The organism is Phyllobacterium calauticae (assembly GCF_019991125.1).
GTDB lineage: Bacteria > Pseudomonadota > Alphaproteobacteria > Rhizobiales > Rhizobiaceae > Phyllobacterium > Phyllobacterium calauticae.
On sequence record NZ_JAGENB010000004.1, the window covers coordinates 1 to 26,440 of the forward strand.

A 26,440-nucleotide genomic window follows, 5' to 3' on the forward strand; every position below is an offset into this window, starting at 1 on the left:
ACTTGCGTAACAATCCGAAAACCACTTGAGAGCTTCCTTTAGGGCGCATTCAGCAACCGCCAGCGGCGCCCCGCCCTCGTTGTGTCGGTATATAGACCCCACCCACCAAAACTGTCAACACGCCTTTCCCAAAAAAACGCACAAATCCAAACTTTCTCAAATCAGCCAAGCAACCCCTGGGGATAACTCAACGGAGACAACACCCAGAAGCCAGCAAATACGGGAATTCTGCTCCCGGACCGGGGAAATGTGACAGTTATAATCCGTTAACCATAAGCTGTTTTCCGGTTCCCCGGCACGGAAATATCCATTTTTTCCGGAATGAAGATGAGCGGGCCGACCAAATGAACCGACTCAGGGCGTGAAAACAAACAGCCCGGCTTGAGACCGGGCTGTTGCATTCAGAACGGGGTGGGCGTTTTACCCCTTGTTCTTGTTATAGACGTCAAACACCACGGCCGCGAGCAGGACCAGTCCCTTGATCACCTGCTGCCAGTCGATGTTGACGCCCATGATCGACATGCCATTGTTCATGACGCCCATGATGAAGGCGCCGATGACGGCCCCCATCACCTGCCCGACGCCGCCCATCGCCGACGCGCCGCCAATGAAGACGGCGGCGATCACGTCGAGCTCGAAGCCGAGACCGGCCTTTGGCGTCGCCGTGTTGAGGCGAGCGGCAAAGATCAGCCCGGCCAGCGCGGCCAGAACCCCCATATTGACGAAGGTAAGAAAGGTCAGCCGCTCCGTCTTGATGCCGGACAGCTTTGCCGCCTTCTCATTGCCGCCCATGGCGTAGATACGCCGCCCGACGGTCATGCGTTTCGTCACGAAAACGAACAGGGCGATCAGCAGCGACATCACGATCAGGACATTCGGCAATCCCTTATAGGAGGACAGGAGATAGGTCAGGAACAGGATGATGCCGGCGATGATGAGGTTCTTGGCGGCAAACAGAGCAAACGGCTCGCCCTGATAGCCGTGCTTCTCGCGCTTGGCCCGGCCGCGCAGGCTGAAATAGATCATCAGCGCCACGAGAAGGATGCCGACCAGCATGGATGTGATGTTGAAACCGGTGCCGCCAAAAACGTCGGGAATGAAACCGGAGCTGAGCAACTGGAACTGCGGCGGGAACGGTCCGACGGACTGGCCGCCAAGAAGCCACAGGGCCAACCCCTTGAAAACCAGCATCCCCGCCAGGGTCACGATGAAGGACGGTATCTTGTGATAGGCAACCCAATAGCCCTGGGCCGCGCCGATGAGACCGCCCATGATGAGGCACAGGATCGTCGCCGGGATATAATGGATATGCCATTGCACCATCATCACGGCGGCAAGCCCGCCGACAAATCCCGAGACCGACCCCACCGACAGATCGATGTGACCGGCGACAATCACCAGCAGCATGCCGAGGGCCATGATGATGATGTAGCTGTTCTGCAGGACGAGGTTGGTCAGGTTGACCGGGCGGAACAGCGTGCCGTTCGTGGTGAACTGGAAGAACAGCATGATCAGGATCAGCGCCAGCACCAGCCCGTATTCGCGCAGATTGCCCTTCATGGGCGACCCGTCCGTCTTGGCTTCGGTCTTCGTCGGGGTTGCTGCGGTTTCAACAGTCATGATGTTTTCCCTTCGGCACGGATAATGGCGCGCATGATCTTTTCCTGGCTTGCTTCCTTGGCTGGCATTTCGCCGACGATCCTTCCCTGGTTCATCACATAGATCCGGTCACAGACGCCGAGCAGCTCCGGCATTTCCGACGAGATCATCAGTACGCTTTTGCCCTCGCTCACCAGCTGGTTGATGATGGAATAGATTTCATATTTTGCCCCGACGTCGATCCCGCGGGTTGGCTCGTCCAGCATCAGCAGGTCCGGATTGGCAAAGAGCCATTTCGACAGGACAACCTTCTGCTGGTTGCCGCCGGAAAGGTTGCCGGTTTTCTGATAGATGCTGGATGAGCGGATATTGGTCTTGCGGCGATATTCATTGGCCACTTTCAATTCCGCCATATCGTCCAGCACACCGCCATGCGAAACACCGTCAAGGTTGACGATGGTGGTGTTGTGCTTGATGTGGTCGATCAGATTGAGCCCGTAGGTCTTGCGATCTTCCGTGACATAGGCAATGCCGTTTTCCACGGCCTTGCCGATGGTCGAGACATCCACCTTCCTGCCCTTGATGAAAACCTCGCCGCTGATCTTGCGGCCATAGGCCTTGCCGAAGACACTCATGGCAAATTCGGTGCGCCCTGCCCCCATCAGCCCGGCGATCCCCACCACCTCGCCCTTGCGAACGTTGAGATTGATACCGTTGATGACGGTCCGGTCGCTGTGAACGTGATGGTGAACCACCCAGTCCTTCACTTCAAAGACGACGTCGCCAATATCCGGCTCGCGCTGGGGAAAGCGATCCGCCAGCTGGCGGCCGACCATGGAGGTCACGATCCGGTCCTCGGAGATCGCGTCCTTGTCCAGCGTTTCAATCGTCGCTCCGTCGCGCAGCACGGTGATGCGGTCGGCAACCTTGCCGACTTCGTTCAGCTTGTGGGAAATCAGGATCGACGAAATACCCTGCGCCTTGAACTCCAGCAGCAGTTCAAGCAGTGCATCGCTGTCCTTTTCATTGAGACTGGCCGTCGGCTCGTCGAGAATGAGCAGTTCGACCTCTTTCGACAGGGCCTTGGCGATTTCCACCAGCTGCTGCTTGCCGACGCCGAGATTGGTGATCAGCGTCTGCGGATCTTCGCGCAGGCCGACCTTCTTGAGCAGCGCGCGCGTGCGGGTTTCCGCAGCATGCCAATCGATAATGCCGAATTTCGCCGGTTCATTGCCCAGGAAGATGTTCTCGGCAATGGACAGAAGCGGCACAAGGGCCAGCTCCTGATGAATGATGATGATGCCTTTCGCTTCACTGTCGCCGATATCGCGAAAGTGCTGTTCCTGCCCGTTATAATGAATTTCACCCTCATAGCTGCCATGCGGATAGACACCGCTCAACACTTTCATGAGGGTTGATTTTCCCGCACCGTTCTCGCCGACGAGCGCGTGAATCTCGCCCTTGCGGACATTCAGATTGACATTGTTGAGCGCTTTCACCCCGGGAAAGGTTTTGGTGATATTGCGCATTTCGAGGATAGTATCCATGCAGATCCTCATCGACGCCTGCGAGCGGCATTATAGGCTCAGATGGCGTTTCTCTTGGCAAACTTATAAAAACCCAGCGGTCGCACACCAGCGGAACATTCTTGACAGGCATCACGACCGGCGTAACAACAAACCCTGCGCAATGATGCGCAGGGTTTGCCGGATATCCAAGACTTATTTGATCTGGGCTTCGGTGTAATAACCGCCGCCAATCAGGATTTCCTTCCAGTTGGTCTTGTCCACTTCCACCGGCTTCAGGAGATAGGACGGAACAACCTTGACACCATTGTTGTAGGTCTTGGTGTCGTTGATCTCCGGCTGCTCGCCCTTCAGCACCTTGTCGATGACATTCGACGTCACCTTGGCCAGTTCACGCGTATCCTTGTAGATCGTGGAATACTGTTCACCGGCGATGATCGACTTCACCGAGGGAACTTCGGCATCCTGCCCGGAAACAAACGGGAACGGCTGGTCCTTGGTGCCGTAACCGACGCCGCGCAGCGACGACAGGATACCGATCGACAGGCCATCATAGGGCGACAGAACGGCGTTGACCTTCTTGTCCGTGTAATAGGCGGAAAGGAGATTATCCATGCGGGCTTGGGCGACGGCGCCATCCCAGCGCAGCGTACCGACTTTGTCCATGCCGGCCTGGCCGGACTGGACGACGAGCTTGCCGCTGTCGATCAGAGGCTGAAGCACGGACATCGCGCCATTGTAGAAGAAGAACGCGTTGTTATCGTCGGGCGAGCCGCCGAACAGTTCGATGTTGAACGGGCCCTTTGCTTCGGGAAGACCGAGCGCCTTCACGAGCGATCCGGCCTGCAGGACACCAACCTGAAAATTGTCAAATGTCGTATAGTAGTCGACATTGCCGGAATCGCGGATCAGGCGGTCATAGGAAATGACCTTGATGTTCGCATCATGCGCCTGCTGCAGCACATTGGACAGCGTGGTGCCGTCAATGGCCGCGATGACCAGAACCTTCACGCCCTTGGTGACCATGTTTTCGATCTGGGCAAGCTGGTTTGGAATGTCATCTTCCGCATATTGCAGGTCGGTGGTGTAGCCGCGTTCCTTCAGCGCCTTCACCATATTGTCTCCGTCAGCAATCCAGCGTGCGGAGGATTTCGTCGGCATCGAGATGCCAACGGCGCCCTTGTCCTGAGCAAAACCCTGCGTACCCATCGCAGAAAGCGCGATCAGGCCTGCAGCAACCATCTTAAACATTTTCACTGGTATCCTCCCAATTTCCCTAATGGACGCTATTTTAGTCGAGCATGTTTTCCGGGTGGAATCGTCTTCGTATCAGCCTCCAGCTCCTCCCAGAGCACGATCCTTGCAACACTTATCTCAAAAGTATGACTTTTGGAATAGTCCTTTCGAACCACAGCAAAAAGTCTTTCCCGGCAGGCCACCAGCGCAATCAGAAAACCGAGCTTGCAACCGTTTACATCGATATAATACTATTATAGTATTTTTCAAAAATCACTCGCTTAAAATCAAGAATGAAGTGAAGCTGCGCCTGCTTCACACGATAATTCCCCGGGAGGACAGACGTGAATTTGGTTCAATTGCTCAATGCCAATGGGAAGCGGCGGGTTGCCGCGCGGGTGGATGATACGTTCCGGCACGTGAAGCGGACCCGGTCGGTTCTCGAACTCGCGCACGCGGCCATTGAAGCCAAGACCTCCCTCTCCAGGATCGTCGAAGCGCGCGGGCTGGGCAAAGCGCTCGACATTGCGGCCGCCTATGCCGAAGGGCGGTTGCTGTCGCCCATCGATACGCACGATCCAGCCCATATCCATCTGACGGGAACAGGCCTGACTCATCTTGGATCCGCAGCGACGCGCGATGCCATGCACCGCAAGATCGACGATGCCAAGGAAGAAACCCTGACCGATTCGATGAAGATGTTCCGCATGGGTCTTGAAGGCGGCAAACCCAGAAAGGGACAGACCGGCGTGCAGCCGGAATGGTTCTACAAGGGCAATGGCACGATGCTCACCGGGCCGGGGCAGCCGCTTTTGTCTCCAGCCTTTGCCGAAGACGCCGGCGAGGAACCGGAGATTGCCGGTATCTATGTGATCGGTTCCGACGGCACGCCGTTCCGCATCGGCTTTGCACTGGCCAATGAATTCTCCGATCATATCACCGAGCGCGTCAATTATCTCTTTCTGGCTCACTCCAAACTGCGCCCCTGTTCCCTGGGACCGGAGTTGATCGTCGGTGATCTGCCGGCCGACATTCGCGGCAGTTCGCGTATCCTGCGCAAGGGCAAGACGATCTGGGAAAAACCTTTCCTGTCCGGTGAAGACAACATGTCCCACACGATTGCCAATCTCGAACATCATCATTTCAAGTATCCGGTTTTCCGCCAGCCCGGCGATGTCCATGTCCACATGTTCGGAACCGCAACGCTGTCCTTCGCCGATGGCGTCAAGACAGAGAATGGCGACGTCTTTGAAATCGAAGCGTCCGCGTTCGGCCTGCCCTTGCGCAATCCGCTGAAAATACAAAAGCCGGTAAAGGTGAAAGTGGCTACACTTTGAGGTGCAAAACTGCCAGACAGGTCCGCACGCCCTGCCCGCAACAATAATCGGTACAGATGATGACAATGAAGCCGTCCGTTTTCGCACGCTATCCCGGCCTTTCCGGCAAGCCAGTTTTCATTTCCGGCGGTGCAACGGGTATCGGCGAGATGATCGTCCGCGCCTTTGCGGCGGAAGGCGCCAGGGTGGGGTTTGTTGATCTTGCCGAGGCGGAAGGCAGAAAACTCGCCGAAGACTTGAATGCTTCAGGCGGCAACGTAACATTTCGCGCCGCCGACGTGACGGATATCGGTGCCTATCAAAGAACGATCCGCGAAATCGAGGAAATCCAAGGCGCGACAACGGTTCTCGTGAACAATGCCGCCAATGACACACGCCATGACTGGCGCGAGGTGACACCAGAGTATTTCGACCAGCGCATTGCGGTGAATCTGCGCCATATGTTTTTCGCCATCCAGGCAGTCGCACCGGCAATGATTGCCGCGGGCGGCGGTTCCATCATCAACTTCGGCTCCGTCGGCTGGATGATGGCATCGGGAGGATATCCCGGCTATGCCTCTGCCAAGTCGGCCGTCCACGGCCTCACCCGCTCCTTTGCCCGCGATCTCGGCAAACACGCCATCCGCGTCAACACGCTGGTGCCGGGATGGGTGATGACCCAGCGCCAGCTCGATCTGTGGGTCGACGATGCGGCCAATGAATTGATCGACCGCAGCCAATGCCTGGCGGGGCGGGTCATGCCCGACGATATCGCCCGAATGGCGCTGTTCCTCGCATCGGATGATTCCAGAATGTGTTCCGCCCAGAACTTCATCGTCGACGGCGGATGGGTCTAAGGCTCTAGTCAGTGCCCGAGGCTGCCAGGACGCGTTCGGCGCCATCCTGAATGACGCCGCGCATGGCTTCCTTGGCAGCCGCAACGTTCCGGTCCCTGATGGCATCGGCGATGGCCCGGTGCCGTGCAACCGAATGCATGTGACGCTCGGTGTTGGGTATGGGCGAGCTGATCGTGAACGTTGTCACCAGCGCCACCTCGATCAGGGCACTGATCGAACGCATGAACGGATTGCCGGAGGCTTCCGCAATGGCAATGTGGAACTGCAGGTCGCTATGGACAAAATGGGCCGGCGATTCCCGTGTGCTGCCCATCTGCTCAACCCACTCGTAGAGCTTTGCTAGCTGCGCTTCGGTGCGCCGTAGTGCGGCGAGACCCGCAGCTTCCGGTTCCAGCGCCAGGCGCATTTCCACGATGCTGGACAGGAAGGCGGCGCTGGCACCGGCCTCGAAATGCCAGACGAGAATATCCGGATCGAAAAGGTTCCAGTTGGAGCGCTCCAGTACGCGGGTGCCGATCTTGGCCTTGGGCTGGATAAGCCCCTTTGCTGCGAGGGTCTTCAACGCCTCGCGCAGAACGGTGCGCGACACGCCAAAGCGCTCGAGCAGTTCCGCGTCCCCCGGCAGAATGCTGTTCTCGGGATAGGACCCGTTGACGATCCGCAGGCCAAGATCGCGCATGACGTGGCCGTGATGCGTACGCGAATGACCCGCCGTACGGAAATCATAATTGCTGAGTTCGTTTTCGACCAATTGTATCCCTGTGACTGGCGATTTGCTTCTTGACGCTAAAGCAAATATTGATCGGCTCCACGTGCTTCGTAGACGCAATCTGCTTCGCCAGTTCCTCCCTGAGCACTATTTATAATATTATATGATCAATAACAATTCTCAATCTGAACAACGCGCAAATCCGCTGCCGCTTGCCATGGGCGCTACCCTTGAAATCCAGCCGCCCCGCCGGTCAATTGCCCTCCGCTGCGCAGATCACGCCGGAAGTCCGATGGGGACATGCCGGCAATATTGCGGAACGACTTGTTGAAGGCGCTGAGCGAGCCAAACCCACTGTCCATCGCGACCTGCAGCACATTCGCCCTGTCCTGCAATAGCATGGCCTGCGCGTAGGACAGCCTGAGAAGACTCACGTAATTGTTCAATGTCATGCCGGTCGATTTCTTGAATACGCTCATCGCATATTTGGGATGAAGCCCCGCCGACGTGGCTATGTCGATCGAGTCAATATCCTGCAGAAAGTTGCCTGCTATAAAATCACACATCCGCGCAACCGCCCTGGACGACTGCTGACTGGATTGCTCACCAGCAGATATATTCGGGCAATCAGGCACCAGGCGATAAGGCTCGAAGCCAATACGTTCGATCCGCAGAAGCAGTTCATTGACCGCATGTTCCGCCTTCACGGGATCGCCTGACCGGGCATAGGCGTACCATCGCGTAAAGTTTTCCCTGTCGGCCGCGTCGGTTGCAGCGGTGACAAGGGTTGCTCCCTGCATCAATCGGCTTGGCACGCTCTCCGGCAGACGCATGCGAAAGAAATACACGAGCGGTAGGTGCGCGCCCGCGTAAATCGAATCGTCGGAAGATTCGTCCATCCGGTGCGGCTGGCCGCCCCAGAACAGGCACATATCACCCGCATTGAGGCGGATTTTGTGATCCTTCATCCGATAATGCACGGAACCGCGAATGACGTAGTTGACCTCGACTTGTGCGTGCCAATGCGGCATGGCCATGACGAGCGGGTGATTGTGAAACATTTGCAGAGCTGTCGGCAGACCTTCGACACTGCTCGCCCCCGGCTGATAGATCGGCCTTTCTCCCATCTTACTTTCCGCCCAATTCATGTTCCCTTTATGAGAGACAGGCGCTCCCTTGCCGCTAGTGTAGCCATGTTCGCAAAGATCGGGCAATTGAAAAGGGAGGATTTTCAATGAGCTTCAAATTTCTTGGCGCGACAGCACTTGTCGCAGCATTGGGCATGGGTTCGGCAACCGCACTGGCACAGCCAACCGAGATTACCATCTGGAGCTGGGATATCGCGGCTTCTTCACTGAAAGCATCGCTGGAGGGCTTCAACAAGCAGTTTCCGGATATAAAGGTGAATGTTCAGGATCTTGGCAATCACCAGGTCTTTGACAAGACACTCGCTGCCTGTGCTGCGGGCGGGGACGGCCTGCCGGATGTCGTCACGATCGAGAATTACAAGGCCGAGATTTTCTGGAACCGTTTTCCCGATTGCTTCGCCAATCTGAAGGATCTCGGCTATACCAGCGAGATACAAGCCAAATTCCCGGATTTCAAACGCACTGAGCTGGAAGCCGGCGATGTCCCCTATGCCATGCCATGGGACTCCGGTCCCGTCGCCGTTTTTTACCGGCGCGACTATTACGAAAAGGCTGGCGTTGACCCCAAGAGCATAACGACTTGGGATGATTTCATCGCCGCTGGCAAGAAAATTGCCGCTGCCAACCCCAGTGTTGTCATGGCTCAGGCGGACTTCAACGGCGACAGCGAATGGTTTCGCATGATCTCCAACGAGCAGGGTTGCGGCTTCTTTTCCGCCGATGGCCAGACCATAGCCATCAACCAGCCCGCATGCATTGCCACGCTGGAGAAGATCAAGCAGATGAAGGACGCAGGCACGCTTACGGCAGCCAACTGGGATGAAAAGGTTCAGGCCAACACAGCCGGCACCGTCGCGAGCCAGCTTTATGGTGGCTGGTATGAGGGTACCATCCGCACCAACTCGCCCAAACTTGCGGGCAAATGGGGCGTCTACCTCATGCCAAGTCTTGCGCCCAACGGGGCCCATGCGGCCAATGTCGGCGGTTCGTCATTGGCAATCAGCAATGGCTCCCAGAACAAGAAAGCAGCCTGGACATATCTGAACTACGTCCTTGGCACCGATGAGGGACAGATCACCATGCTCAAGAGCTTTGGTCTCGTACCCTCGCTGCTCAGCGCGGAAAAACAACCCTTCGTCTCCGAACCGCAGTCCTATTGGGGCGGGCAGGCAATCTGGGCAGATATTCTTGGAACATTGCCAAAGGTCGTGGCAAGTCGCGGCACTGCGTTTCAGGGTGATGCGGATGGCATCTACAAGGCAACCCAAACCAAATATTTTGCGGGAGGATATCCCAACGCGAAGGCCGCGCTGGATGATGCAGCAAACCAGATTGCATCGGCAACAGGACTGCCAATCGCTCAATGAGCTCAGTGCCGGACAGGGGTCGGAGCGCCCGTCCGGCATTCCGTTGGAAGACCTGACTATCCGCCGTGGAGGACAACCGATGCAGCTGCGCAACCGGGCCGCCTATGGGTTCCTTGCCCCCTATCTCATGATTTTTGCGGCCTTCTGGATATGGCCGATTATCAGCTCGTTTCTGATGTCGTTTCAGAACACCCGTGTGAATCCCTGGGTTTTCAGCTTTGGTGCCAATTGGGGCCGTCTGTTCAACGATCCCGCCTTCTACAATGCGCTGAAGAACACGATGATCATCCTGATCATTCAGGTTCCGGTGATGATCACGCTGGCGACAGTCATGGCAGTGCTGCTCAATTCTCCACTTCTGAGAGCACGCGGCCTTTTCCGCTTTGCCTTCTTCGCACCCATCGTGGTCGGTGAAGTCGCCTATGCCGCCGTGTTCCGGTTGATGTTCAATCTTGATTTCGGTGTCATCAACAAGCTGCTGAACAGTGTCGGCATAGCTTCGATTTCATGGTTTGCGGACGCCCCCGCGGCCATGGCGCTTCTTATCATTGCAGTGACATGGCGCTGGGCCGGATACAATGCGATCCTCATTCTGGCCGGACTTCAATCCATCCCCGGCGATGTCTACGAAGCGGCAACGCTGGATCGCGTGGGCAAGGCCCGGCAGTTCATCTACATCACACTGCCGCTTCTGAAGCCGATCATCCTTTTCTGTGTCATCCTGTCGATCATCGGCTCCATGCAGCTTTTCACCGAACCATTCCTGATTACCAATCGCGGTGGCCCCGGCGGCGGTACGGAAACCCTCGGACTGTTCCTCTATAGGCAAGGCTTCACATCGCTCAATTTCGGCTACGCTTCGGCGATCGCCTACACCATGGCCGCACTGGCAATCCTGATTTCACTCCTCAATCTTTGGGTCGGGAGGGACGAGAAATGAAGTCGCAGTCACGCTCGACCCTGGTCCGCTCGCTGGCACTGCATGGCGCCCTTATCCCGCTGGCGATCATCTGGCTGTTTCCGCTCTGGATGATGTTCGTATTCGCGACCATGCCGGACTACGGCATTTTCAGCCCGCAGATCGAACTTCTCCCATCCACGCATTTCCTGGAGAATTTCAGCAACCTGCAGGCGGATACGGATTTCATCCGGGCGCTGATGATCTCCATAGGTGTCGCGATCGTCTACACCGTCCTGTCGGTCCTGCTTACCTCCATGGCAGGCTGGGCGCTGGCCCGTTACCTTTTCGTCGGTAAGTCTCTGGTCATCGCAATCATCCTCGGCACGATCACCCTGCCCTATTTCGTTGTGGTGATCCCGCAATTCATCATGGTGGCGCGGGAGTTCAAGATGGCGAACACATGGATTGCGCTCATCGTTCCGCCGCTCTTCAATTCGCTTGGCGTGCTGTTCATGCGGCAGGCCTTTTCCATGATGCCGGCTGAACTCTTCGATGCCGCACGGGTGGAAGGCGTCAAGGAATGGCAGATCTTCCTGCGCATTGCCCTGCCTCTGGCACGGCCAACCATGGCGGCTTTGGCAATCATTCTCTTCCTTGCATCCTGGAACAATTACCTCTGGCCGCTGCTGATCAATTCCCGGCCGGGTATGCTGACCGCTCCTGTTGCGCTCGGAACATTGATCGGTCTCACCAAGGTGTCGTGGGGCGGCATCATGGCCGGCGCCGTCATGCTCACGGCACCGATCCTCATCATTTTCATTCTTCTGCAGCGCCACTTCATCGCCGGCATCGCCGCCGGCGCCATCAAATAGGGAAACGCCGCATGGCCGAACTTTCACTCAGGAATGTCGTCAAACGCTTCGGTTCCTACGAGATCATCCGCAACGCCAGCCTCGATGTGGCCGATGGCGAGTTCGTGGTGTTTGTCGGCCCCTCCGGCTGCGGCAAGTCCACGCTCTTGCGCATGATTGCCGGCCTCGAGCACATAACCGATGGCGAAATCCATATCGGAGATACACTGGTCAACGACGTCGAGCCTGCCGACCGCGGCATCGCCATGGTGTTCCAGTCCTATGCGCTTTATCCCCACATGACTGTCGAGCAAAATCTCGCCTTTGGACTGCGCATGACCGGCAACCCGAAAGCCGATACGGAGCGCCGGGTTCAGCGGGTGGCGGACATTCTTCAGATCAAGGAGCTGATGCAGCGCCGCCCGAAACAACTGTCGGGCGGACAGCGCCAGCGCGTTGCCATTGGCCGCGCCATCGTTCGTGAACCGCGGGTTTTCCTGTTTGATGAACCGCTCTCCAACCTCGATGCGGAGCTGCGGGTGCAGATGCGCGTCGAGATTTCCCGCCTGCACAAGGAGCTGGGCACGACCATGATCTATGTGACTCATGACCAGACTGAAGCCATGACGCTGGCAGACAAGATCGTGGTGCTGCGGGGCGGTAATATCGAACAGATTGGCGCGCCGCTCGATCTCTACGACAACCCCGCCAACCAGTTTGTGGCCGGTTTCGTTGGTTCGCCGAAAATGAACTTCATGAGCGCCGAGGTTGTTGCGGCGGATACTGACAGCATCACCATCACCCTCGTGAATCAGGGCAAAATCCGTCTCACCCTGCCCATGAACAATCCGCCACCGGCACTTGGTGAGAAAGTGACGCTCGGCGTGCGTCCCGAGCACTTCGCCAAGGCGGGTCAGGGGGATGCCGACATGACCGTCACGGTGGATGTTGCCGAACATCTCGGCAACACCAGTTACATCTACGCCAATGTCGCCGGCGGGGAACAGCTGATCATCGAGCGTGAGGAATCGCGCAATGCACTCAAGACCGACACCCTGACCATCGCTATCAAATCCAGCCACGCCCTGCTGTTCGACAGTGCAGGAAACAGGCTTCGATAAACCGGACTTCGCCTTTCCAGCCACGCTCCCGGTGGCCGCAACTCACCCAAAGAGGATCTAGCATGACTGACACAGCATCCGTTCGCTGGGGCATTATCGGCCCCGGCACCATCGCCCGCACCTTTGCCGATGGCATTGCCCATTCGGCAACGGGAAAGCTCATCGCCATTGCCTCGCGCAATCCGGACAAGCCGGAACTCGCAACCCAGTTTCCCGGCGCCCGCATCGTCAACGGCTATGATGCCTTGCTGCGTGACCCCGAGATCGACGCGGTTTACATCGCAACACCGCACACGGGCCATGCCGAATGGGCGATCAAAACCATTCGCGCCGGAAAGCATGTGCTCGTTGAAAAGCCGATTGCGCTCAGCGCCTATGATGCGGATGCGATCTTCCACGAAGCCCGCAAGGCAGGTGTGTTTGCCGGTGAAGCCTTCATGTATCGTCTTCATCCGCAAACCGCCAAGCTGATCGAGCTCATCAAAAGCGGTGTCATCGGCGATATCCGTATCATCCGGTCAAGTTTCGGCTTCAATATGGGCAGCGTCAGACCGGATCATCGCCTCTTTGCCAACGACACCGCAGGCGGCGGTATTCTCGACGTCGGCTGCTATCCTGTTTCCATGGCACGGCTGATTGCGGGCAGCATCGAAGGCAAACCATTTCTCGAACCGGACTTTGTCTCCGGTGCTGGTCATCTTGGCCAGACAGGTGTCGACGAATGGGCGTCTGCCCTGCTTAAATTCCCGAACGGTATTGTTGCCGAAGTCTCATGCTCGATCATGGCGGAGCAGGACAATACACTTCGTATTATCGGCGCACAGGGGCGCATCGAGGTTAGGGATTTCTGGTATGCCTCCGGTCAACAGGGTGGCACAGGCAAGATCGAGATTTTCCGGTCCGGCGGCGTGCATGAGACCGTCGAGGTAGAAGAAGGCCGCTGGCTTTATGCCTTCGAAGTGGACGCGGCAGGCAATGCCATCCGCGAGAAACGGCAGGAATTTGCAACACCCGGCATGAGTTGGGCGGACTCGCTCGGCAATCTGCGGGTGCTGGATCAATGGCGTGCTGCTGTCGGACTCGAATACAGCATTGAAAAGGCTGCCAAGCGAACAACCACAATCTCTGGCAATGTGCCTGTGCAGGGCAAAAGTGTACCCAAGAGGGCAATCCCGGGTCTTGCGAAACCTGCATCATCCGTGGCGCTCGGATTTGAGTTCTTCCCGAATTTCGCCGCCGGTTCCCTCACCTTGGATGCCTATTACGAGGCGGGCGGCAATCTGTTCGATACGGCCTTTATCTATGCCGGGGGAAAGACCGAGGAAATCTTCGGCGACTGGCATACCAGCCGCTCCGTTCCACGGGAGGATATTGTCCTCATCGGCAAGGGAGCCCATTCGCCGCTCTGTTATCCCGATGCCATCGGCAAACAGCTCTCCCGGTCGCTTGACCGCCTGAAGACCGATCATGTCGACGTCTATTTCATGCACCGCGACAATCCCGATATCCCGGTCGGCGAATTTGTCGACGCCATGGATGCGGAAGTTAAGGCGGGCCGGATTCGCGGCCCGTTCGGCGGGTCGAACTGGACGCGGGAACGCATGGATAAGGCCATTGCCTATGCGGTGAAGAACGGCAAGACGGCGCCCGGTGCCCTGTCCAACAATTTCTCGCTCGCCGAAATGCTGGACCCGATCTGGGCCGGTTGCGTCGCAGCCTCGGATGAGAATTGGAAAAGCTGGCTAAACGCGAAGCAGATGCCGAACTTTGCCTGGTCAAGCCAGGGGCGCGGCTTCTTTACTGATCGCGCCGGCCGTGACAAGCGTGACGATGAGGAACTGGTTCGCGTCTGGTATTCCGACAGAAACTTTGGCCGGCGTGATCGCGCCATAGAACTGGCAGGTAAACTCGGCCGCAATCCAATTCACGTGGCGCTGGCCTATGTGCTGGCCCAGCCCTTCCCCGTCATTCCGCTCATTGGGCCACGTACCCTTGGCGAGCTTGAAGACAGCCTTTCCGCACTCGACATCAATCTGACCCCGGATCAGGTGAAATGGCTGGAAGGCTAGGCGTGGATGTGGCAAGCAGGAGGATAAAATCAGCAAGGGGGAAGCGATGAAGTATTCGGCATGTATCGAGTGGTTGTTCGCTCCCGAGTCGCCTGATTTTGCCAACCGCATCCGCTTGGCAAGGGATGCCGGGCTTGACGCGGTCGAGTTCTGGAAATGGACTGAGAAGGACATACCGGCTGTCGAAAAGGCATTGGCGGAAACAAAACTTGCGTTGTCCAGTCTCGTCGCGGAGCCAATGATTCCGCTGACCGATCCTGCGTCCCATGATGCCTTTCTGGTTGGTCTGCGGGCCAGCGCCGAAATGGCAAACCGGCTGGGTGCCAAGGTGCTCATCGCGCAGGCCGGGGATGATCTTCCCGGCCGCACCCGCGCCGAACAACATCAGGCCTTGGTCGATTGCCTCACACAGGCGGCCGACGTGCTGGCTGGAACCGGCGTTGTGCTGGGGCTTGAACCACTCAACACCCTGATTGACCACAAGGGCTATTTTCTTCATTCAACGGTTGAAGGCCTTGATATTATCGATGAAGTAAACCGTCCGGAAATCCGGATTGTCTACGATATCTACCATTCTCTCGTCATGGGAGAAGCGACGGCAGAGGTGCTCAAAGACCGGATCGACCGCGTTGCCCATGTCCATATTGCTGACCATCCCGGCCGCAATGAACCCGGCAGCGGCACACTGGAATTGTCAAAATCCCTGCATTGGCTGTTTGACAACGGCTACAATGGATTTGTCGGACTGGAGTACCGGCCAACCGCCGACACACAATCGAGTCTGGAGATGACGTTCCGCACACTTGGCCCACGTTAGAAACGTGTTTTGCTATTGATGTGCTGAGGGGGAAGCGGGTAAGCATGGATCGATCCTTGCTTCCTGCCTGCTGGCCATTAACGTATCGTTTTTGGCAACACCAAAGAGCGGATCAGACATGAAGGATGCCGATATCCATGACCGATCCGCGCAAACGCCACACCCTGCCAACCATTGCGGATGTCGCCGAACTGGCGGGTGTCTCCCGCGCCATCGCGTCCCGGGCGCTGTCAAGCGAACCAAGACCCGTCTCGGCCGACAAACGGGAGCGGGTACTGGCAGCGGCTGCCAAGCTTGGCTTCAAACCCAACCTCCTGGCGCGGAGCCTGACGACAAAGACCGTCAATCTCGTTGCCGTCATCGTCAACCACATCCATGATCTCTCGGATCTTGACCTGTTCGATCTCCTGATCAGCCAGATCCAGTCCATCGGCAAACAGGTGATCTTTGTCCGCGTCGGCTCGGCCGAGCGGATAGACGAGTTCCTGCGCAACGGCATTGCCTATCACGTGGACGCGGCCCTCGTGTTCTCGGATTTCGCCGATGCGGAAACGGTGCGGAAAATGTTCCGCAACGACAGCGTCCTGATGCTCAACGGCATGCGGGATGTGAGCTCTCCCGCCATCATTCCCGATGAGCAGGTGGGGATTGCCGCAGCGGTCACAGATGCCCGGAACAAGGGCGTGCGCAGTGCCCTCCTCGTGACAGGCCGGTCCGCCTCGCCGGTCGAACAGACACGCATCGCCGTCTACAAATCGGAACTGCAGCGCCAGGACATCAGGCTGGTCGCGGAACTGCGCGGCGATTACTCCTACCAGAGCGGCCGCCATGTGGCATCCTCGTCCGATTGGCAGCCAGCCGACGCCGTGTTCTGCACCTCCGACGCGATGGCCATGGGCGTTCTCGATGTGCACCGGAACGACTTTCCGGACAACCGGCCGCGGACATTCCGTCTCTACGGCTTCGACGACGTGACCCTGGCGGAATACGAGGCCTATCCGATTTCATCCATCGGTTACGACAAGGCCGCCTATATCGATGAAATCCTGAAGTTTCTGCGGGAACCAGCCCTGTTCAACGCGGGCGAGAAACTGATTCAGGTGCCAACCTATTTCGTCGCGCGGTCAAGCTCCTGATCAAAATGCAAAGGCCGGGAACGATGCCCGGCCTTTGCCTTGAAATTACCAGAGCGGCGTCAGCGCCGGCGGGTTGGATTTTTCGCCCCACCACTTCTTGTAATTCGCATCATAGGCGCCGGACTGGATGTAGTCGGAGACGAACATATCAAGCCAGCGGACGAACTCCGGATCGCCCTTGGCAACGGCAATGCCGATCGGATCGTTGGAATAGAGGCCGGGCAAGGTTACCAGATTGTCGTTCTTGGTGGCGAGATAGTCGAGCAGCGACGAGTCTTCGATTGCCGCAGCGACGCGCTTTTGCTGCAGGAGCAGCACGCCATCGGGCGAGAAATTGTCGGTATAGACCAGTTCCGCCGTCGGCACGCTCTTTTTCAGGAAACTTTCGCCTGTCGTGCCGCGACCGACAACCACCTTCTTGCCCGCCAGGTCTTCCAGCTTGGCGATACCGGCATCCTTCTGCACGATGACGCGCAGGCCGGCACGGTTGTAGGGAATCGAGAAATTGACGGTCTTGGCGCGTTCCAGCGTCGCGGAGGTATTGGCCACCACGATATCGAGCTGGCCGGAGACCAGCATGGACACGCGGGCATCACCGGAAACGTCGGTGAACTCGACGGGAACACCAAGCTTGGCCGCCAGCATGGTTGCCACATCGACGTCATAGCCGACAGGATTGTTCTTGTCATCGCGGAAACCGATGGGCTCGCCACCCAGCGACACGCCGATGCGGACCTTTCCCTGCGCGCGAATGTCATCAATCTTCCCGGCATGCGCCACGCCGGTAAAAGCCAGTGCACCGGTCAGCGCGAGTGCTGCCAGTTTTCCAATGAACCGTTTCATGAATGTCCCCTTTGTGTTGTTTGTTGCGGATCATATTTTCGGGCAAGCCGGCGTTCGGGTTCCTCCATCCGGGCTTCCCAGAACCAGTATTTGATTTCATCGTCGCAGCGGAAACTTGCCACGTCGTGATTGCCCTTGGCGTCGATGGCATGAATGACGACACCAGCCAAGAATCCGGTGGTCAATTGTGCGAGGTCTTCCATCGCCATATCGACCGCTGCGCGCAAGGAATGGCCGAAGCGCATGGCGAGCACGATGCTGCGGGCCGTGCCACAGCGGATTGTCATTTCACCCGTATGGGTGCAGGCGGCGGCACCGTAGCGGCTGTCGGCATAGAACCCGGCACCGGCGATGGGCGAATCGCCGAGACGCCCCGGATATTTCCAGGCCCAGCCGGAGGTGGAGGTGACCGCGTGAATGCCGTTGGCGGAATCCTTCGACAGGAACACCGTGGTATCGCGGACGCGCTCCGGGTCGGTAATGGTGCGGCTCAAGGGGGCGAGCGGAATATCTGGAAAGGCTGCCAGCTCCTCCGACGTCAATTCCTTCTGCAGCCGCTCCCACCAGACGCGTTTGCTGTCTTCATATAACGTTTCATCAAGGGGAAAGCCGATTTCCGTGGCAAAACGGCGGGCACCATCGCCGGTCAGCATGACATGCGGTAATCGTTTCATCACCGCATGCGCGAGCGCTGCGACGGGCAGCGTATCGGGAACCGCGCCGACGGCGCCAACATCCCGCGTCGTGCCATCCATCACACCCGCATCGAACTCCATGCGCCCGAGCATGTTGGGCCAGCCGCCGAAGCCGACACTGCGGACCTTCACTTCGCGCTCGACTTCGCTGATACCGGCGACCATGGCGTCAAGGCCATGCGCCTCCTGCTTGAGGAGCTCGACGCTCCTGGCAAAACCCGGCCAAGCCTCGTTGTTCGCAATCAGGATCATTGTCAGTCTTTACGCATTTTGGAGAGAAACTGGGCGATGCGTGGCTTGGCCATGCCGCCATCGGCTGCAAAAAATTCAGCTGTCGGCAGGTCGACAACGAGCTGTCCCTTGTCGAGAAAGACGATCCGCGACGAGATCGTCCGGGCAAACTCGATTTCATGCGTGACGAAAACCATCGTCGTTCCGTCATGGGCGAGCTTGGCGAGAATGGCCAGCACATCCGACGTCATCTCGGGATCGAGCGCACTGGTGATTTCATCGAGCAGGAGATAGCGCGGCTTCATAGCCAGCGCCCGGCAGATACCGACACGCTGGCGCTGCCCGCCGGACAGTTGCGCCGGGAAGGCATCGGCACGGGCACTCAAGCCGACGGAGTCCAGAAGCGTGCGCGCATCGGCTTCCGCCTGCTTGCGCGGTATTTTCAGCACTTCAACCGGCGCGAGCGCGATGTTCTGCACGGCAGTCATATGCGGGTAGAGATTGAAAAGCTGAAAAACCGTCGCCGACCGCTTGCGGGCTTCCGACAGCTCCTTCGGACGGGACACATCGAAATCATCGATGGTGATGCGCCCGCCATCGAGCTTCTCCAGGCCGTTCATGCAGCGGATCAGGGTCGATTTGCCCGAGCCGCTGGAGCCGAGAATGGACACGACTTCGCCGCTATGGACATCAAGGTCTATTCCATCGAGTACGGTCGCAGAACCAAACGCCTTGCGTACTCCTCTCACGCTGATCATTTCACAGACCCTTCCATGCGGTGTGCGCCCTCAACCGCTTCTCCAGCTTGGCTCCGCCAAAGGCGACGAGCTTGGCCATGACATAATAAAGCCCGCCCACGACCGCCCAGACGATGAATGGTTTCAGCGTGCGCAGATTGAGAATGTTGCCGATCTTCGTCAGGTCCACCACGCCGATCACCGATATCAGCGATGTCACCTGCAACTGGTTCACCAGAAGACCGGTCAGCGGACCGATGGCAAAGGCCATGGCCTGCGGCGCGATGATGCGGCGAAGCACCTGCCACCGCGACAGACCGAAAACCCGGGCGGCCTCGATCTGGTCGCGGCCGATGGACTCGATCGCCGACACGGCAATGACGTAGACGAATGCCGCCGTATTGCCCGACAGCGTGATCACCGCGGCCTCGACCGGCGTTACATTGATCTTGGCAAAAGCAGGCAGGCCGAAGAACACGAGAAACAGCTGGACCAGAACCGGGGAATTTTTCAGCACTTCCGCGATGACAGCCACGACCTGCGCCAGCACGGGAATGCGATAGAACCGGATGACGGCCCACAAAGAGCCGATGAAAAGGCCGATGATTGTCGTTGCCAGGAAAAGCGCGAGGGAAACACTCAGCCCCTGCGCGAGCAGGATGATGTCATAGGAGGTGAACGCCGTATAACGCATCAGGCGGCCTCTGTCTGATCACGGTTGAGATAGCGATGCAACGCGCCGATGGCGAGCGAGACCAGATAGGTCAGGCAGGCATAGGCGACTAGCAGAACCGCATAGATTTCAAAGGGCCGGAATGTATCCGATGCCACGATCTTGGCCGAACCGGTCAATTCGTTCAGCGTGATCGTCGAGAGGATCGACGAAGTCAGGATGAGATTGATGAAAACCGAACCCAATGGCCGCACCGAGGTCCTCAAGGCAATCGGCATGACGATCTTGCGGAAGATCGTCGGCTTGGAAAGTCCGCTGACTTCGGCCGCTTCCAGGATGCCGGGATCGATCGACAGGATTCCGGACCTGATCACATCCGAGGTAAAAGCGCCGCCCGCAATGGAAAGTGCAATGACTCCCGTGGTGAACGCATCGATGTAGATGCCGATCTCCGGCAGGCCGTAGAAGAAAAAGAAGAGCTGGACGATGAACGGAATGTTGCGGAACAGATCGACATAGACATAGGCAATGCGGGAGAGAAGCGGCGACGCGGATGTGACCAGCGCTGCAACGACCGTACCAATGCACAGGCTGCCGGCAAGCGCCAGCACGCAAGCCTCAGCTGTCAGGACCGCACCTTTCACGAGAAAAGGAATGTGCGGTGCCAATATGGTCAGATCAAAGGTCAAACGTCCGTCCGGCACAAAGTGAAACCGGTTTCAGTTTTGCCTATCGCAAGGATGCTGTCAAGCGGTGGCAGCATGAAAAATGAACGTGTGGCTTAGGCGAGGAACTCGGCCCGATGCGGCGAAAAACTGTCGATCAGGCGACCCTTTTCCAGCGCCTTCACCCCGTGGACGAGATTGGACGGAACAATGAAACTGCCGCCCTGCTCCAGCACCTGGCTGACTCCATCGATGGTGACTTCAAAACGTCCTTCAGCCACATAACTCGCCTGAATGTGCGGATGCGAATGCAGCGAGCCGACCGCATCCTTTTCAAACTGCACTTCCACCAGCATCATTTCCGGCAGATAGGCCATAATGCGTCGGCTGACGCCGGGCTCGGTCCTGGTCCAGTCAGCGCCATCTTTTGCAACAAACAGAATATGATCAGCCATGTTCACAATTCCCGGTAGCGAGAGACCGACAACAGACGGTCCCGATGATTGGCATTGTGACCAGAAGCAAGGGGCGCGGTCAACCAGCAGACCGCGCCACTTTCACCTAAGCGGCCAGACGGCGGCGATTGGCGATTTCAGCCAGTTTGAATGCACGCTCGAGGCAATCCGCCTGCTCATTGGCAAACCGGTTCTCGACAATTTCCATGATCAGCATGGTATCCGGCAGGAACGTCAGCTCCTCGAAGATTTCTTCCCAGGGAATGTCCCCCCAGCCGATCGGCAGATGCAGGTCACCAATGCCAAGCGCCGTTGCTTCAGCCGGATGATAGAATTTGGTCATGTTATTGTAAGGACGGCCAAAGCTGTCATGCACATGCAGATGCCCGGTGACCGGTGCCATGGCCTTGATCTGTTCGCGCCAATCGAGACCAAGCCGCGTGCTTTCAATGTAGGCATGGCTGAAATCGATCAGGCCGCACACATTGGCACTGCCGATGGTCCGTACGGTTTCGCCGACCTGCGCCGGTGTCTGGCGGTATTCCGCATCGGTGACCGCGAAAATGTTTTCCAAGGCAATCCGCACGCCGTAACCCTTGGCAACCTCGGCCATTTCGGCAAGCGCATCGCGCTCCATCCGGTCGAGATCGGCAATGTGTGACTGTGCCGGCATTTTGGCACTGCCGCTGTGGTGCACTAGGATGCCCGCTTCAACGCGATTGCACAGTTCCAGCATCGCGCGGACCACGGCCTTCTGATACTCCAGACGCTCGCGGTCCATGAAATTGGAGACGATCTGGCCATGCACACTGTAGCGCAGGTCGAACTGACGGGTGATCGCGGTCAGGCGTTCGGCGCGTCCCGGGATAATCCGGCCGCCCGAGATGATTTCCTCGCCATAAAGCGACAGCTCGGCAGCATTGGCACCGAGACCGGCAATGGTGCGAAGGGCGTCTTCCAGCGTGTCAAAATTGCCCTTGCCCGTGTAGGTGCAAAAGCCAACGGCGGAAATGGTTGAATCCGAACTCATGTTTGATCCTTTCAAGTCGGGTTATGCGGCCACTGTTTTCGGAGCTGGTTGGCGCGTCGCTGCCGGAGCATCATCAAGGCGCAAACCGGTTTCCTGCGAAAACAGGTGAATATGTTCAGAGGGCAACTGCAGACCTGCAACAGCGCCCTGCTCGAAGAACTGATCTTCCTCAACTGACACCGCAAAGCTCAGCCCGTCAATCTCAACGTGAACGATACGGCCGGAGCCGAGCTCTTCGATGAAATCGACATTGGCCGGAACACTGTTCACGGTACCGGCAGGAACGAGACGGCAATGTTCTGGACGGATTCCGACGGAAACCGCGGTCCCCGCATTCTGGCCGCCAAGCACCGGATCGATTGCCTGCACGATACCGTCCAGCAGCACGTGATCGCCGCCGGCAGCGATGGTCGTGTCAAAGAAATTCATCGCCGGCGAGCCGATGAAGGTTCCGACAAATCGCGTGCGCGGACGGTGGTAGATTTCAAGCGGCGTGCCGACCTGTTCCACATGGCCCTTGTTCATGACGATCAGCTTGTCGGCCAAGGTCATCGCCTCCACCTGATCGTGGGTGACAAAGACAGAGGTTGCCGACAGGCGCTTGTGCAGGCGGCGGATTTCCACGCGCATCTGCACGCGCAGCTTGGCATCAAGATTGGACAGCGGTTCGTCGAACAGAAACACCTTCGGTTCGCGGATGATCGCGCGGCCCATGGCGACACGCTGCCGCTGGCCGCCGGAAAGCTGCGCCGGTTTACGGTCGAGCAGTTCTTCCAGCCCGACGATCTTGGCTGTTTCCGCAATCCGCCGGTCACGTTCGGCCCGCGGAACACCGGCAACCTTCAACGCATAACCGATATTGGCAGCGACGTTCATATGCGGATAGAGCGCGTAGTTCTGGAACACCATCGAGCAACCGCGATCGCGCGGCTCGAGATTGTTGACCACCTTGCCGTCAATTGAAATTTCGCCTGATGTAATCTCTTCAAGACCCGCAATCATGCGCAGCAGCGTAGACTTGCCACAGCCGGACGGTCCGAGAATGACGACAAACTCGCCGGATTTGAAGTTCAGGTCGACGCCATGCAGGATCTGTGTGCTGCCATAAGTCTTGCGCACATCCTTGATGCCAATTTCAGCCATTGCTACTTCCTTTATTTCTCGGTCGAGACCAGGCCACGGACAAACCAGCGTTGCAGGACGGCAACGACGACCAGGGGTGGCAACATGATGATGAGGGCGCCTGCCATGGAGACATTCCATTCAGGCAAGGCATTGACGGACGGCACCAGCGCACGCATGGCGACCATGGCCGTCTGATAGCTGGCATCGGTGGTCATCAGCTTGGGCCAGAGATACTGGTTCCAGGCATAGACGAACATGATTGTTGCCAGCGCCAGCATATTGGTGCGCGACAGCGGCAGCAGGATATCGATGAAGAATCGCAGTGGCCGCGCCCCATCCATCTTGGCCGCCTCTGCCAGTTCATCGGGAAGCGTCATGTAGAACTGCCGGTAAAGGAATGTGCCTGTCGCGGTTGCAATCAGCGGCAGGACCAGACCGGAATAGGAGTTCAGCAGATTCCACTGCAGCGACAATTCGATGCCGGTGATGGTCTGGATGATCCAGCGGACGGGTTGGAACACATCCGAAGCAATGTTGTAGGTCGGGATGACGCGCACTTCGAGCGGCAGCATCAGCGTCAGGAAAACCATCCAGAAGAAGACGTGACGCAACGGGCTCTTGAAATAGACGATGGCAAAGGCGCTGAGCGCCGCCAATGCAATCTTGCCCACCATGACCAGCAGCGAGGTGATGAGGCTGTTGAGCAGTGCCGGACCGAGATTGGCACGATCCCAGGCGGCGTGAACATTCTTCAGGAAGTCACCACCGGGTGTCATGTTGAAGGGAACGGCCGTGACCTCCTGCAGCGACTGGGTGGACGCCGTGAAAATCATCCAGAACGGTCCGAGAATGAGGATCAGTCCCAGGATCATGATGAAGTAGGTGACGGCGTTGAGTATGGGGGTGCGTTCGATCATCGCCGGAATCCTACTTGTAATGCACGCGCCGCTCGACGAAGCGGAACTGGATGAACGTGAACACCATGATAAGTCCGATCAGGACGAGGCTCTGGGCTGCAGCGCCGGAGTAATTCAGGCCGCGGAAGGCTTCGCTGACGATACGGTACACCATGACATCGGTCGCCTTGTTGGGTCCGCCTTCGGTGGTCAGGTCGACGATACCGTAGGTATCCGGTCCAACGAAACTCTCGGTCAGATTGAGAACCAGGAGAAAGAACAGGGTCGGCGCCAGAAGCGGTATCTGAATATCGAGCGCACGGCGCACCGGGCCTGAACCATCCATCGACGACGCTTCGAGCAGGCTGCGCGGGATCGATTGCAGTCCGGCGGTCATGAAGATGAAATTGTAGCCGATCCATTTCCACGCAAAGCAGATGATGACGAGGATCATGGCATGGCTGCCATACTTGGCGGGATTCCAGAGGTCGGGCGACCAGGTGTTCACCACCGCGATCAGACCGCTTTCCGGCGCAAAGATGAAGCGGAATGCCAAGCCCACCGCCGGCGCGGCAATGGCATAGGGCCAGATGTAAAAGAACCGGAACAGGCTTGAGCCCTTCAACTGACGATCAACACAGATCGCCAGGATAAAGGCGATGAACATGGACAATCCGGTCGCCGTGAAAGCGAAGAACAGGCTCAGGGACACGGAGCGCCAGTATTCGCTGTCGGCAAAAACATCGCGAAAATTGTCAAAACCAACGAAGAGACGTTCGCCCGCACCGCCAAAGGCCGGTTCCAGCGTGAAAGCCCAGTTGAAAACCGAAATGGCCGGCCAATAGAAAAAGAACAAAATGAGCAGGAGTTGCGGCAATGCAAAAAGGACGGGCAACCACCAGCTTTTGAAAACAGCGCGCTTGTTCATGAGAATATTCAATTCTGCCTATGGGATGAAAAGGAAATGGCCCGGTGCGGTTCCGCTCCGGGCCATTTGAAAGCCTGCACTCAGTTCAGGACTTTTCCGGCATAGGTCTTTTCAAAGCGGCGCAGGATAACATTGCCGCGCTCGACAGCCTGGTCGAGACCAGCCTGCACAGTCAGCTTGCCGAAGAAGATGCCTTCCATCGCATCGGAGATTTCCTTGCGGATCTGCGGGAAGCCGCCGAGGCGGATGCCGCGGGTATTGGCGGAGGTCGGGGTGAAGGTCAGGCTGGCGATGGCCTTTTCACGGCCCTTGAAGGCTGGCTGGTCGTAGAAGCCCTTGGCTTTCATGGCTTCAAAGCCCGTCTTGGTGACCGGGATATAGCCGGTGACCGTCGACCACCACTCAACCATGTCCGGCTGGGCGATGAAGTTGAGGAATGCGGCGGCGCCCTTGTATTCAGCTTCGGGGCGGTTGTTGAGAACCCAGAGGGATGCACCGCCCACCATCGAATTCTGGCGTGCCGTTCCCTTCCAGACCGGAAGCATGGTCACGTCCCATTTCGCACCCTGCTTGATGGTCTTGCCGATCGTGCCGTGATCGGCAATCGAGGACTGGATCATCTGGCAGGTTTCGGAGGTAAAGGCTGGAACAACGTCCATGCCGAGCTGCTTGGTCTTGACCACGAACAGGCCTTCATCGGTCATCTTCTTGAAGAATGTCAGATGGTCGACCAGCTTGGTCTTGTTGAGGGTAAGTTCCGCATCGAGACCGTCATAGCCGTTGTTCTTGGTAGCGATGGGCTGGTTATGAATGGCGGAGAACTGTTCAACCGTCGCCCAGCTGTCAAAACTGAAACCGAACGGGCAGGCATAACCGGCCGCTTTCAGCTTGCGGGCTGCGGCTTCGACATCTTCCCATGTTTCAGGCGCGCCTTGGATGCCGGCCTTGGTGAAAGCGTCGACGTTGTAGTAGAACATCGCGGTCGACGAATTGAACGGGAACGAGTTCAGCTCGCCCTTTGCCGTCGCATAGTAATTGGCGATCCCGGGGAAATAATTGCTCCAGTCGATCTTGTAGCCATTGTCTTCCATCAGCTTCTTGGCCGGGACGAAAGCACCCGACAGCATCAGGTCGAGCGTGCCGCCGTCGAAGACCTGCACGACAGCCGGATGCTTCTTGGCGCGATAGGCGGCAATGGCGTTCTGGACTGTTTCGGGATAGCCGTTCTGGCTGGTGCAGACGATTTCGAAATTGGCCTGGGAGTCGTTGAACTTCTTGCAGGCATCCTGCACGCGCTCGCCAAGGTCGCCGCTCAGGCCGTACCAGAACTCGAACTTGACCTTCTCGGCCATGGCTGGCGTCGCGCCAAACCCGGCGGCCAGCAGCCCTGCGGCCAGACCAATTTTCACACCAAAACCCTGCATTAAAGCCCCCTGAATACGGCAATTGAGAGAATGAACCCGGGGCAGCTCTGGATAAATCCGGCTGCCTCGCTCGCGTTCAACTCTG

Annotated in this window: 25 protein-coding genes; 9 read left to right on the top strand and 16 right to left on the bottom strand. The window is 57.7% G+C overall.

Annotated elements, in window-relative coordinates; all coding sequences use genetic code 11:
• Positions 1–420: 420 nt before the first annotated feature.
• From mmsB to chvE, 3 genes are all read right to left on the bottom strand, one after another.
• Entirely contained in the window at positions 421–1,620 is a 1,200-nt protein-coding gene (mmsB, locus tag J1W56_RS15400) for a multiple monosaccharide ABC transporter permease (RefSeq protein WP_223614157.1), read from the bottom strand.
• The gene (gene mmsA, locus J1W56_RS15405; protein WP_223614158.1) at positions 1,617–3,146 is read right to left on the bottom strand and encodes a multiple monosaccharide ABC transporter ATP-binding protein; all 1,530 of its coding nucleotides are present in this window, start codon (positions 3,144–3,146) and stop codon (positions 1,617–1,619) included. The genes mmsB and mmsA overlap by 4 nt, the downstream gene beginning before the upstream one ends.
• A 174-nt stretch (positions 3,147–3,320) precedes the next feature.
• Entirely contained in the window at positions 3,321–4,376 is a 1,056-nt protein-coding gene (chvE, locus tag J1W56_RS15410) for a multiple monosaccharide ABC transporter substrate-binding protein (RefSeq protein WP_223614159.1), read from the bottom strand.
• Between the two features lie 329 nt (positions 4,377–4,705).
• Between chvE and araD1 the strand changes: the two genes are divergently transcribed.
• Both araD1 and J1W56_RS15420 read left to right on the top strand, forming a co-directional pair.
• A complete protein-coding gene (gene araD1, locus J1W56_RS15415) occupies positions 4,706–5,698 on the top strand; it encodes an AraD1 family protein (protein ID WP_223614160.1) in 993 nt (330 codons plus the stop codon).
• Between the two features lie 65 nt (positions 5,699–5,763).
• Entirely contained in the window at positions 5,764–6,534 is a 771-nt protein-coding gene (locus tag J1W56_RS15420) for an SDR family NAD(P)-dependent oxidoreductase (RefSeq protein WP_223614161.1), read from the top strand.
• A 4-nt stretch (positions 6,535–6,538) separates the two neighbouring features.
• Here the strand turns inward: J1W56_RS15420 and J1W56_RS15425 are convergent, their stop codons facing one another.
• Positions 6,539–7,213: a FadR/GntR family transcriptional regulator gene (locus J1W56_RS15425; protein ID WP_223614574.1), complete on the bottom strand. Its 675-nt coding sequence runs from the start codon at positions 7,211–7,213 to the stop codon at positions 6,539–6,541.
• Between the two features lie 254 nt (positions 7,214–7,467).
• Positions 7,468–8,391, bottom strand: coding sequence for a helix-turn-helix domain-containing protein (locus J1W56_RS15430; protein WP_223614575.1), 924 nt, complete (start codon positions 8,389–8,391; stop codon positions 7,468–7,470).
• 86 nt (positions 8,392–8,477) lie between these two features.
• On the opposite strand from J1W56_RS15430, the gene J1W56_RS15435 reads away from it, so the two are divergent.
• The 7 genes from J1W56_RS15435 (at position 8,478) to J1W56_RS15465 (ending at position 16,653) form a co-directional block, all read left to right on the top strand.
• Positions 8,478–9,758 (top strand): extracellular solute-binding protein, encoded by a 1,281-nt coding sequence (locus tag J1W56_RS15435; RefSeq protein WP_223614162.1) that lies wholly within the window; start codon positions 8,478–8,480, stop codon positions 9,756–9,758.
• Between the two features lie 79 nt (positions 9,759–9,837).
• Complete coding sequence (locus J1W56_RS15440) at positions 9,838–10,698, top strand: carbohydrate ABC transporter permease (RefSeq protein WP_223614163.1); 861 nt, start codon at positions 9,838–9,840, stop codon at positions 10,696–10,698.
• Positions 10,695–11,531 (top strand): carbohydrate ABC transporter permease, encoded by an 837-nt coding sequence (locus J1W56_RS15445; protein ID WP_223614164.1) that lies wholly within the window; start codon positions 10,695–10,697, stop codon positions 11,529–11,531. Before J1W56_RS15440 ends, J1W56_RS15445 begins: the two co-directional genes overlap by 4 nt.
• 11 nt (positions 11,532–11,542) lie before the next feature.
• A complete protein-coding gene (locus J1W56_RS15450; protein WP_223614165.1) occupies positions 11,543–12,631 on the top strand; it encodes an ABC transporter ATP-binding protein in 1,089 nt (362 codons plus the stop codon).
• 62 nt (positions 12,632–12,693) lie between these two features.
• Entirely contained in the window at positions 12,694–14,700 is a 2,007-nt protein-coding gene (locus tag J1W56_RS15455) for an aldo/keto reductase (RefSeq protein WP_223614166.1), read from the top strand.
• 46 nt (positions 14,701–14,746) lie between these two features.
• The gene (locus J1W56_RS15460) at positions 14,747–15,517 is read left to right on the top strand and encodes a TIM barrel protein (RefSeq protein ID WP_223614167.1); all 771 of its coding nucleotides are present in this window, start codon (positions 14,747–14,749) and stop codon (positions 15,515–15,517) included.
• Positions 15,518–15,654: 137 nt separating this feature from the next.
• Positions 15,655–16,653, top strand: a complete 999-nt coding sequence (locus J1W56_RS15465; RefSeq protein ID WP_223614168.1) for a LacI family DNA-binding transcriptional regulator — start codon at positions 15,655–15,657, stop codon at positions 16,651–16,653.
• Positions 16,654–16,698: 45 nt separating this feature from the next.
• Here J1W56_RS15465 and J1W56_RS15470 read toward each other — a convergent pair whose 3' ends face one another.
• From J1W56_RS15470 to J1W56_RS15520, 11 genes are all read right to left on the bottom strand, one after another.
• Positions 16,699–17,496, bottom strand: a complete 798-nt coding sequence (locus J1W56_RS15470) for a transporter substrate-binding domain-containing protein (RefSeq protein WP_223614169.1) — start codon at positions 17,494–17,496, stop codon at positions 16,699–16,701.
• A complete protein-coding gene (locus tag J1W56_RS15475) occupies positions 17,493–18,443 on the bottom strand; it encodes an isoaspartyl peptidase/L-asparaginase (protein WP_223614170.1) in 951 nt (316 codons plus the stop codon). The genes J1W56_RS15470 and J1W56_RS15475 overlap by 4 nt, the downstream gene beginning before the upstream one ends.
• 2 nt (positions 18,444–18,445) lie before the next feature.
• The gene (locus tag J1W56_RS15480; RefSeq protein WP_105734997.1) at positions 18,446–19,180 is read right to left on the bottom strand and encodes an amino acid ABC transporter ATP-binding protein; all 735 of its coding nucleotides are present in this window, start codon (positions 19,178–19,180) and stop codon (positions 18,446–18,448) included.
• 1 nt (position 19,181) lies between these two features.
• Positions 19,182–19,853 carry an amino acid ABC transporter permease gene (locus tag J1W56_RS15485; protein WP_223614171.1) on the bottom strand — a complete coding sequence of 224 codons (672 nt, stop codon included), beginning with the start codon at positions 19,851–19,853 and terminating at the stop codon, positions 19,182–19,184.
• A complete protein-coding gene (locus J1W56_RS15490; protein ID WP_130272359.1) occupies positions 19,853–20,521 on the bottom strand; it encodes an amino acid ABC transporter permease in 669 nt (222 codons plus the stop codon). The genes J1W56_RS15485 and J1W56_RS15490 overlap by 1 nt, the downstream gene beginning before the upstream one ends.
• Before the next feature lie 92 nt (positions 20,522–20,613).
• On the bottom strand, positions 20,614–20,952 hold the full coding sequence (locus J1W56_RS15495; protein ID WP_223614172.1) for a cupin domain-containing protein: 339 nt from the start codon (positions 20,950–20,952) through the stop codon (positions 20,614–20,616).
• Positions 20,953–21,058: 106 nt separating this feature from the next.
• Positions 21,059–21,982 carry a sugar phosphate isomerase/epimerase family protein gene (locus tag J1W56_RS15500; RefSeq protein WP_223614173.1) on the bottom strand — a complete coding sequence of 308 codons (924 nt, stop codon included), beginning with the start codon at positions 21,980–21,982 and terminating at the stop codon, positions 21,059–21,061.
• Between the two features lie 21 nt (positions 21,983–22,003).
• Positions 22,004–23,125 (bottom strand): sn-glycerol-3-phosphate import ATP-binding protein UgpC, encoded by a 1,122-nt coding sequence (locus J1W56_RS15505; protein WP_223614174.1) that lies wholly within the window; start codon positions 23,123–23,125, stop codon positions 22,004–22,006.
• 11 nt (positions 23,126–23,136) lie between these two features.
• Complete coding sequence (locus tag J1W56_RS15510) at positions 23,137–24,024, bottom strand: ABC transporter permease subunit (RefSeq protein ID WP_223614175.1); 888 nt, start codon at positions 24,022–24,024, stop codon at positions 23,137–23,139.
• A gap of 10 nt (positions 24,025–24,034) precedes the next feature.
• Positions 24,035–24,931 carry a carbohydrate ABC transporter permease gene (locus J1W56_RS15515; protein ID WP_223614176.1) on the bottom strand — a complete coding sequence of 299 codons (897 nt, stop codon included), beginning with the start codon at positions 24,929–24,931 and terminating at the stop codon, positions 24,035–24,037.
• Between the two features lie 80 nt (positions 24,932–25,011).
• The gene (locus tag J1W56_RS15520; protein WP_223614177.1) at positions 25,012–26,355 is read right to left on the bottom strand and encodes an extracellular solute-binding protein; all 1,344 of its coding nucleotides are present in this window, start codon (positions 26,353–26,355) and stop codon (positions 25,012–25,014) included.
• Between the last annotated feature and the right edge of the window lie 85 nt (positions 26,356–26,440).

Coding starts and splice junctions, on each gene's coding strand:
- mmsB (WP_223614157.1), bottom strand. CDS start 1,620: ATGACTGTTGAAACCGCAGCAACCCCGACGAAGACCGAAGCCAAGACG.
- mmsA (WP_223614158.1), bottom strand. CDS start 3,146: ATGGATACTATCCTCGAAATGCGCAATATCACCAAAACCTTTCCCGGG.
- chvE (WP_223614159.1), bottom strand. CDS start 4,376: ATGTTTAAGATGGTTGCTGCAGGCCTGATCGCGCTTTCTGCGATGGGT.
- J1W56_RS15420 (WP_223614161.1), top strand. CDS start 5,764: ATGAAGCCGTCCGTTTTCGCACGCTATCCCGGCCTTTCCGGCAAGCCA.
- J1W56_RS15425 (WP_223614574.1), bottom strand. CDS start 7,213: ATGCGCGATCTTGGCCTGCGGATCGTCAACGGGTCCTATCCCGAGAAC.
- J1W56_RS15430 (WP_223614575.1), bottom strand. CDS start 8,391: ATGAATTGGGCGGAAAGTAAGATGGGAGAAAGGCCGATCTATCAGCCG.
- J1W56_RS15435 (WP_223614162.1), top strand. CDS start 8,478: ATGAGCTTCAAATTTCTTGGCGCGACAGCACTTGTCGCAGCATTGGGC.
- J1W56_RS15440 (WP_223614163.1), top strand. CDS start 9,838: ATGCAGCTGCGCAACCGGGCCGCCTATGGGTTCCTTGCCCCCTATCTC.
- J1W56_RS15445 (WP_223614164.1), top strand. CDS start 10,695: ATGAAGTCGCAGTCACGCTCGACCCTGGTCCGCTCGCTGGCACTGCAT.
- J1W56_RS15450 (WP_223614165.1), top strand. CDS start 11,543: ATGGCCGAACTTTCACTCAGGAATGTCGTCAAACGCTTCGGTTCCTAC.
- J1W56_RS15455 (WP_223614166.1), top strand. CDS start 12,694: ATGACTGACACAGCATCCGTTCGCTGGGGCATTATCGGCCCCGGCACC.
- J1W56_RS15460 (WP_223614167.1), top strand. CDS start 14,747: ATGAAGTATTCGGCATGTATCGAGTGGTTGTTCGCTCCCGAGTCGCCT.
- J1W56_RS15465 (WP_223614168.1), top strand. CDS start 15,655: ATGACCGATCCGCGCAAACGCCACACCCTGCCAACCATTGCGGATGTC.
- J1W56_RS15470 (WP_223614169.1), bottom strand. CDS start 17,496: ATGAAACGGTTCATTGGAAAACTGGCAGCACTCGCGCTGACCGGTGCA.
- J1W56_RS15475 (WP_223614170.1), bottom strand. CDS start 18,443: ATGATCCTGATTGCGAACAACGAGGCTTGGCCGGGTTTTGCCAGGAGC.
- J1W56_RS15480 (WP_105734997.1), bottom strand. CDS start 19,180: ATGATCAGCGTGAGAGGAGTACGCAAGGCGTTTGGTTCTGCGACCGTA.
- J1W56_RS15485 (WP_223614171.1), bottom strand. CDS start 19,853: ATGCGTTATACGGCGTTCACCTCCTATGACATCATCCTGCTCGCGCAG.
- J1W56_RS15495 (WP_223614172.1), bottom strand. CDS start 20,952: ATGGCTGATCATATTCTGTTTGTTGCAAAAGATGGCGCTGACTGGACC.
- J1W56_RS15500 (WP_223614173.1), bottom strand. CDS start 21,982: ATGAGTTCGGATTCAACCATTTCCGCCGTTGGCTTTTGCACCTACACG.
- J1W56_RS15505 (WP_223614174.1), bottom strand. CDS start 23,125: ATGGCTGAAATTGGCATCAAGGATGTGCGCAAGACTTATGGCAGCACA.
- J1W56_RS15510 (WP_223614175.1), bottom strand. CDS start 24,024: ATGATCGAACGCACCCCCATACTCAACGCCGTCACCTACTTCATCATG.
- J1W56_RS15515 (WP_223614176.1), bottom strand. CDS start 24,931: ATGAACAAGCGCGCTGTTTTCAAAAGCTGGTGGTTGCCCGTCCTTTTT.
- J1W56_RS15520 (WP_223614177.1), bottom strand. CDS start 26,355: ATGCAGGGTTTTGGTGTGAAAATTGGTCTGGCCGCAGGGCTGCTGGCC.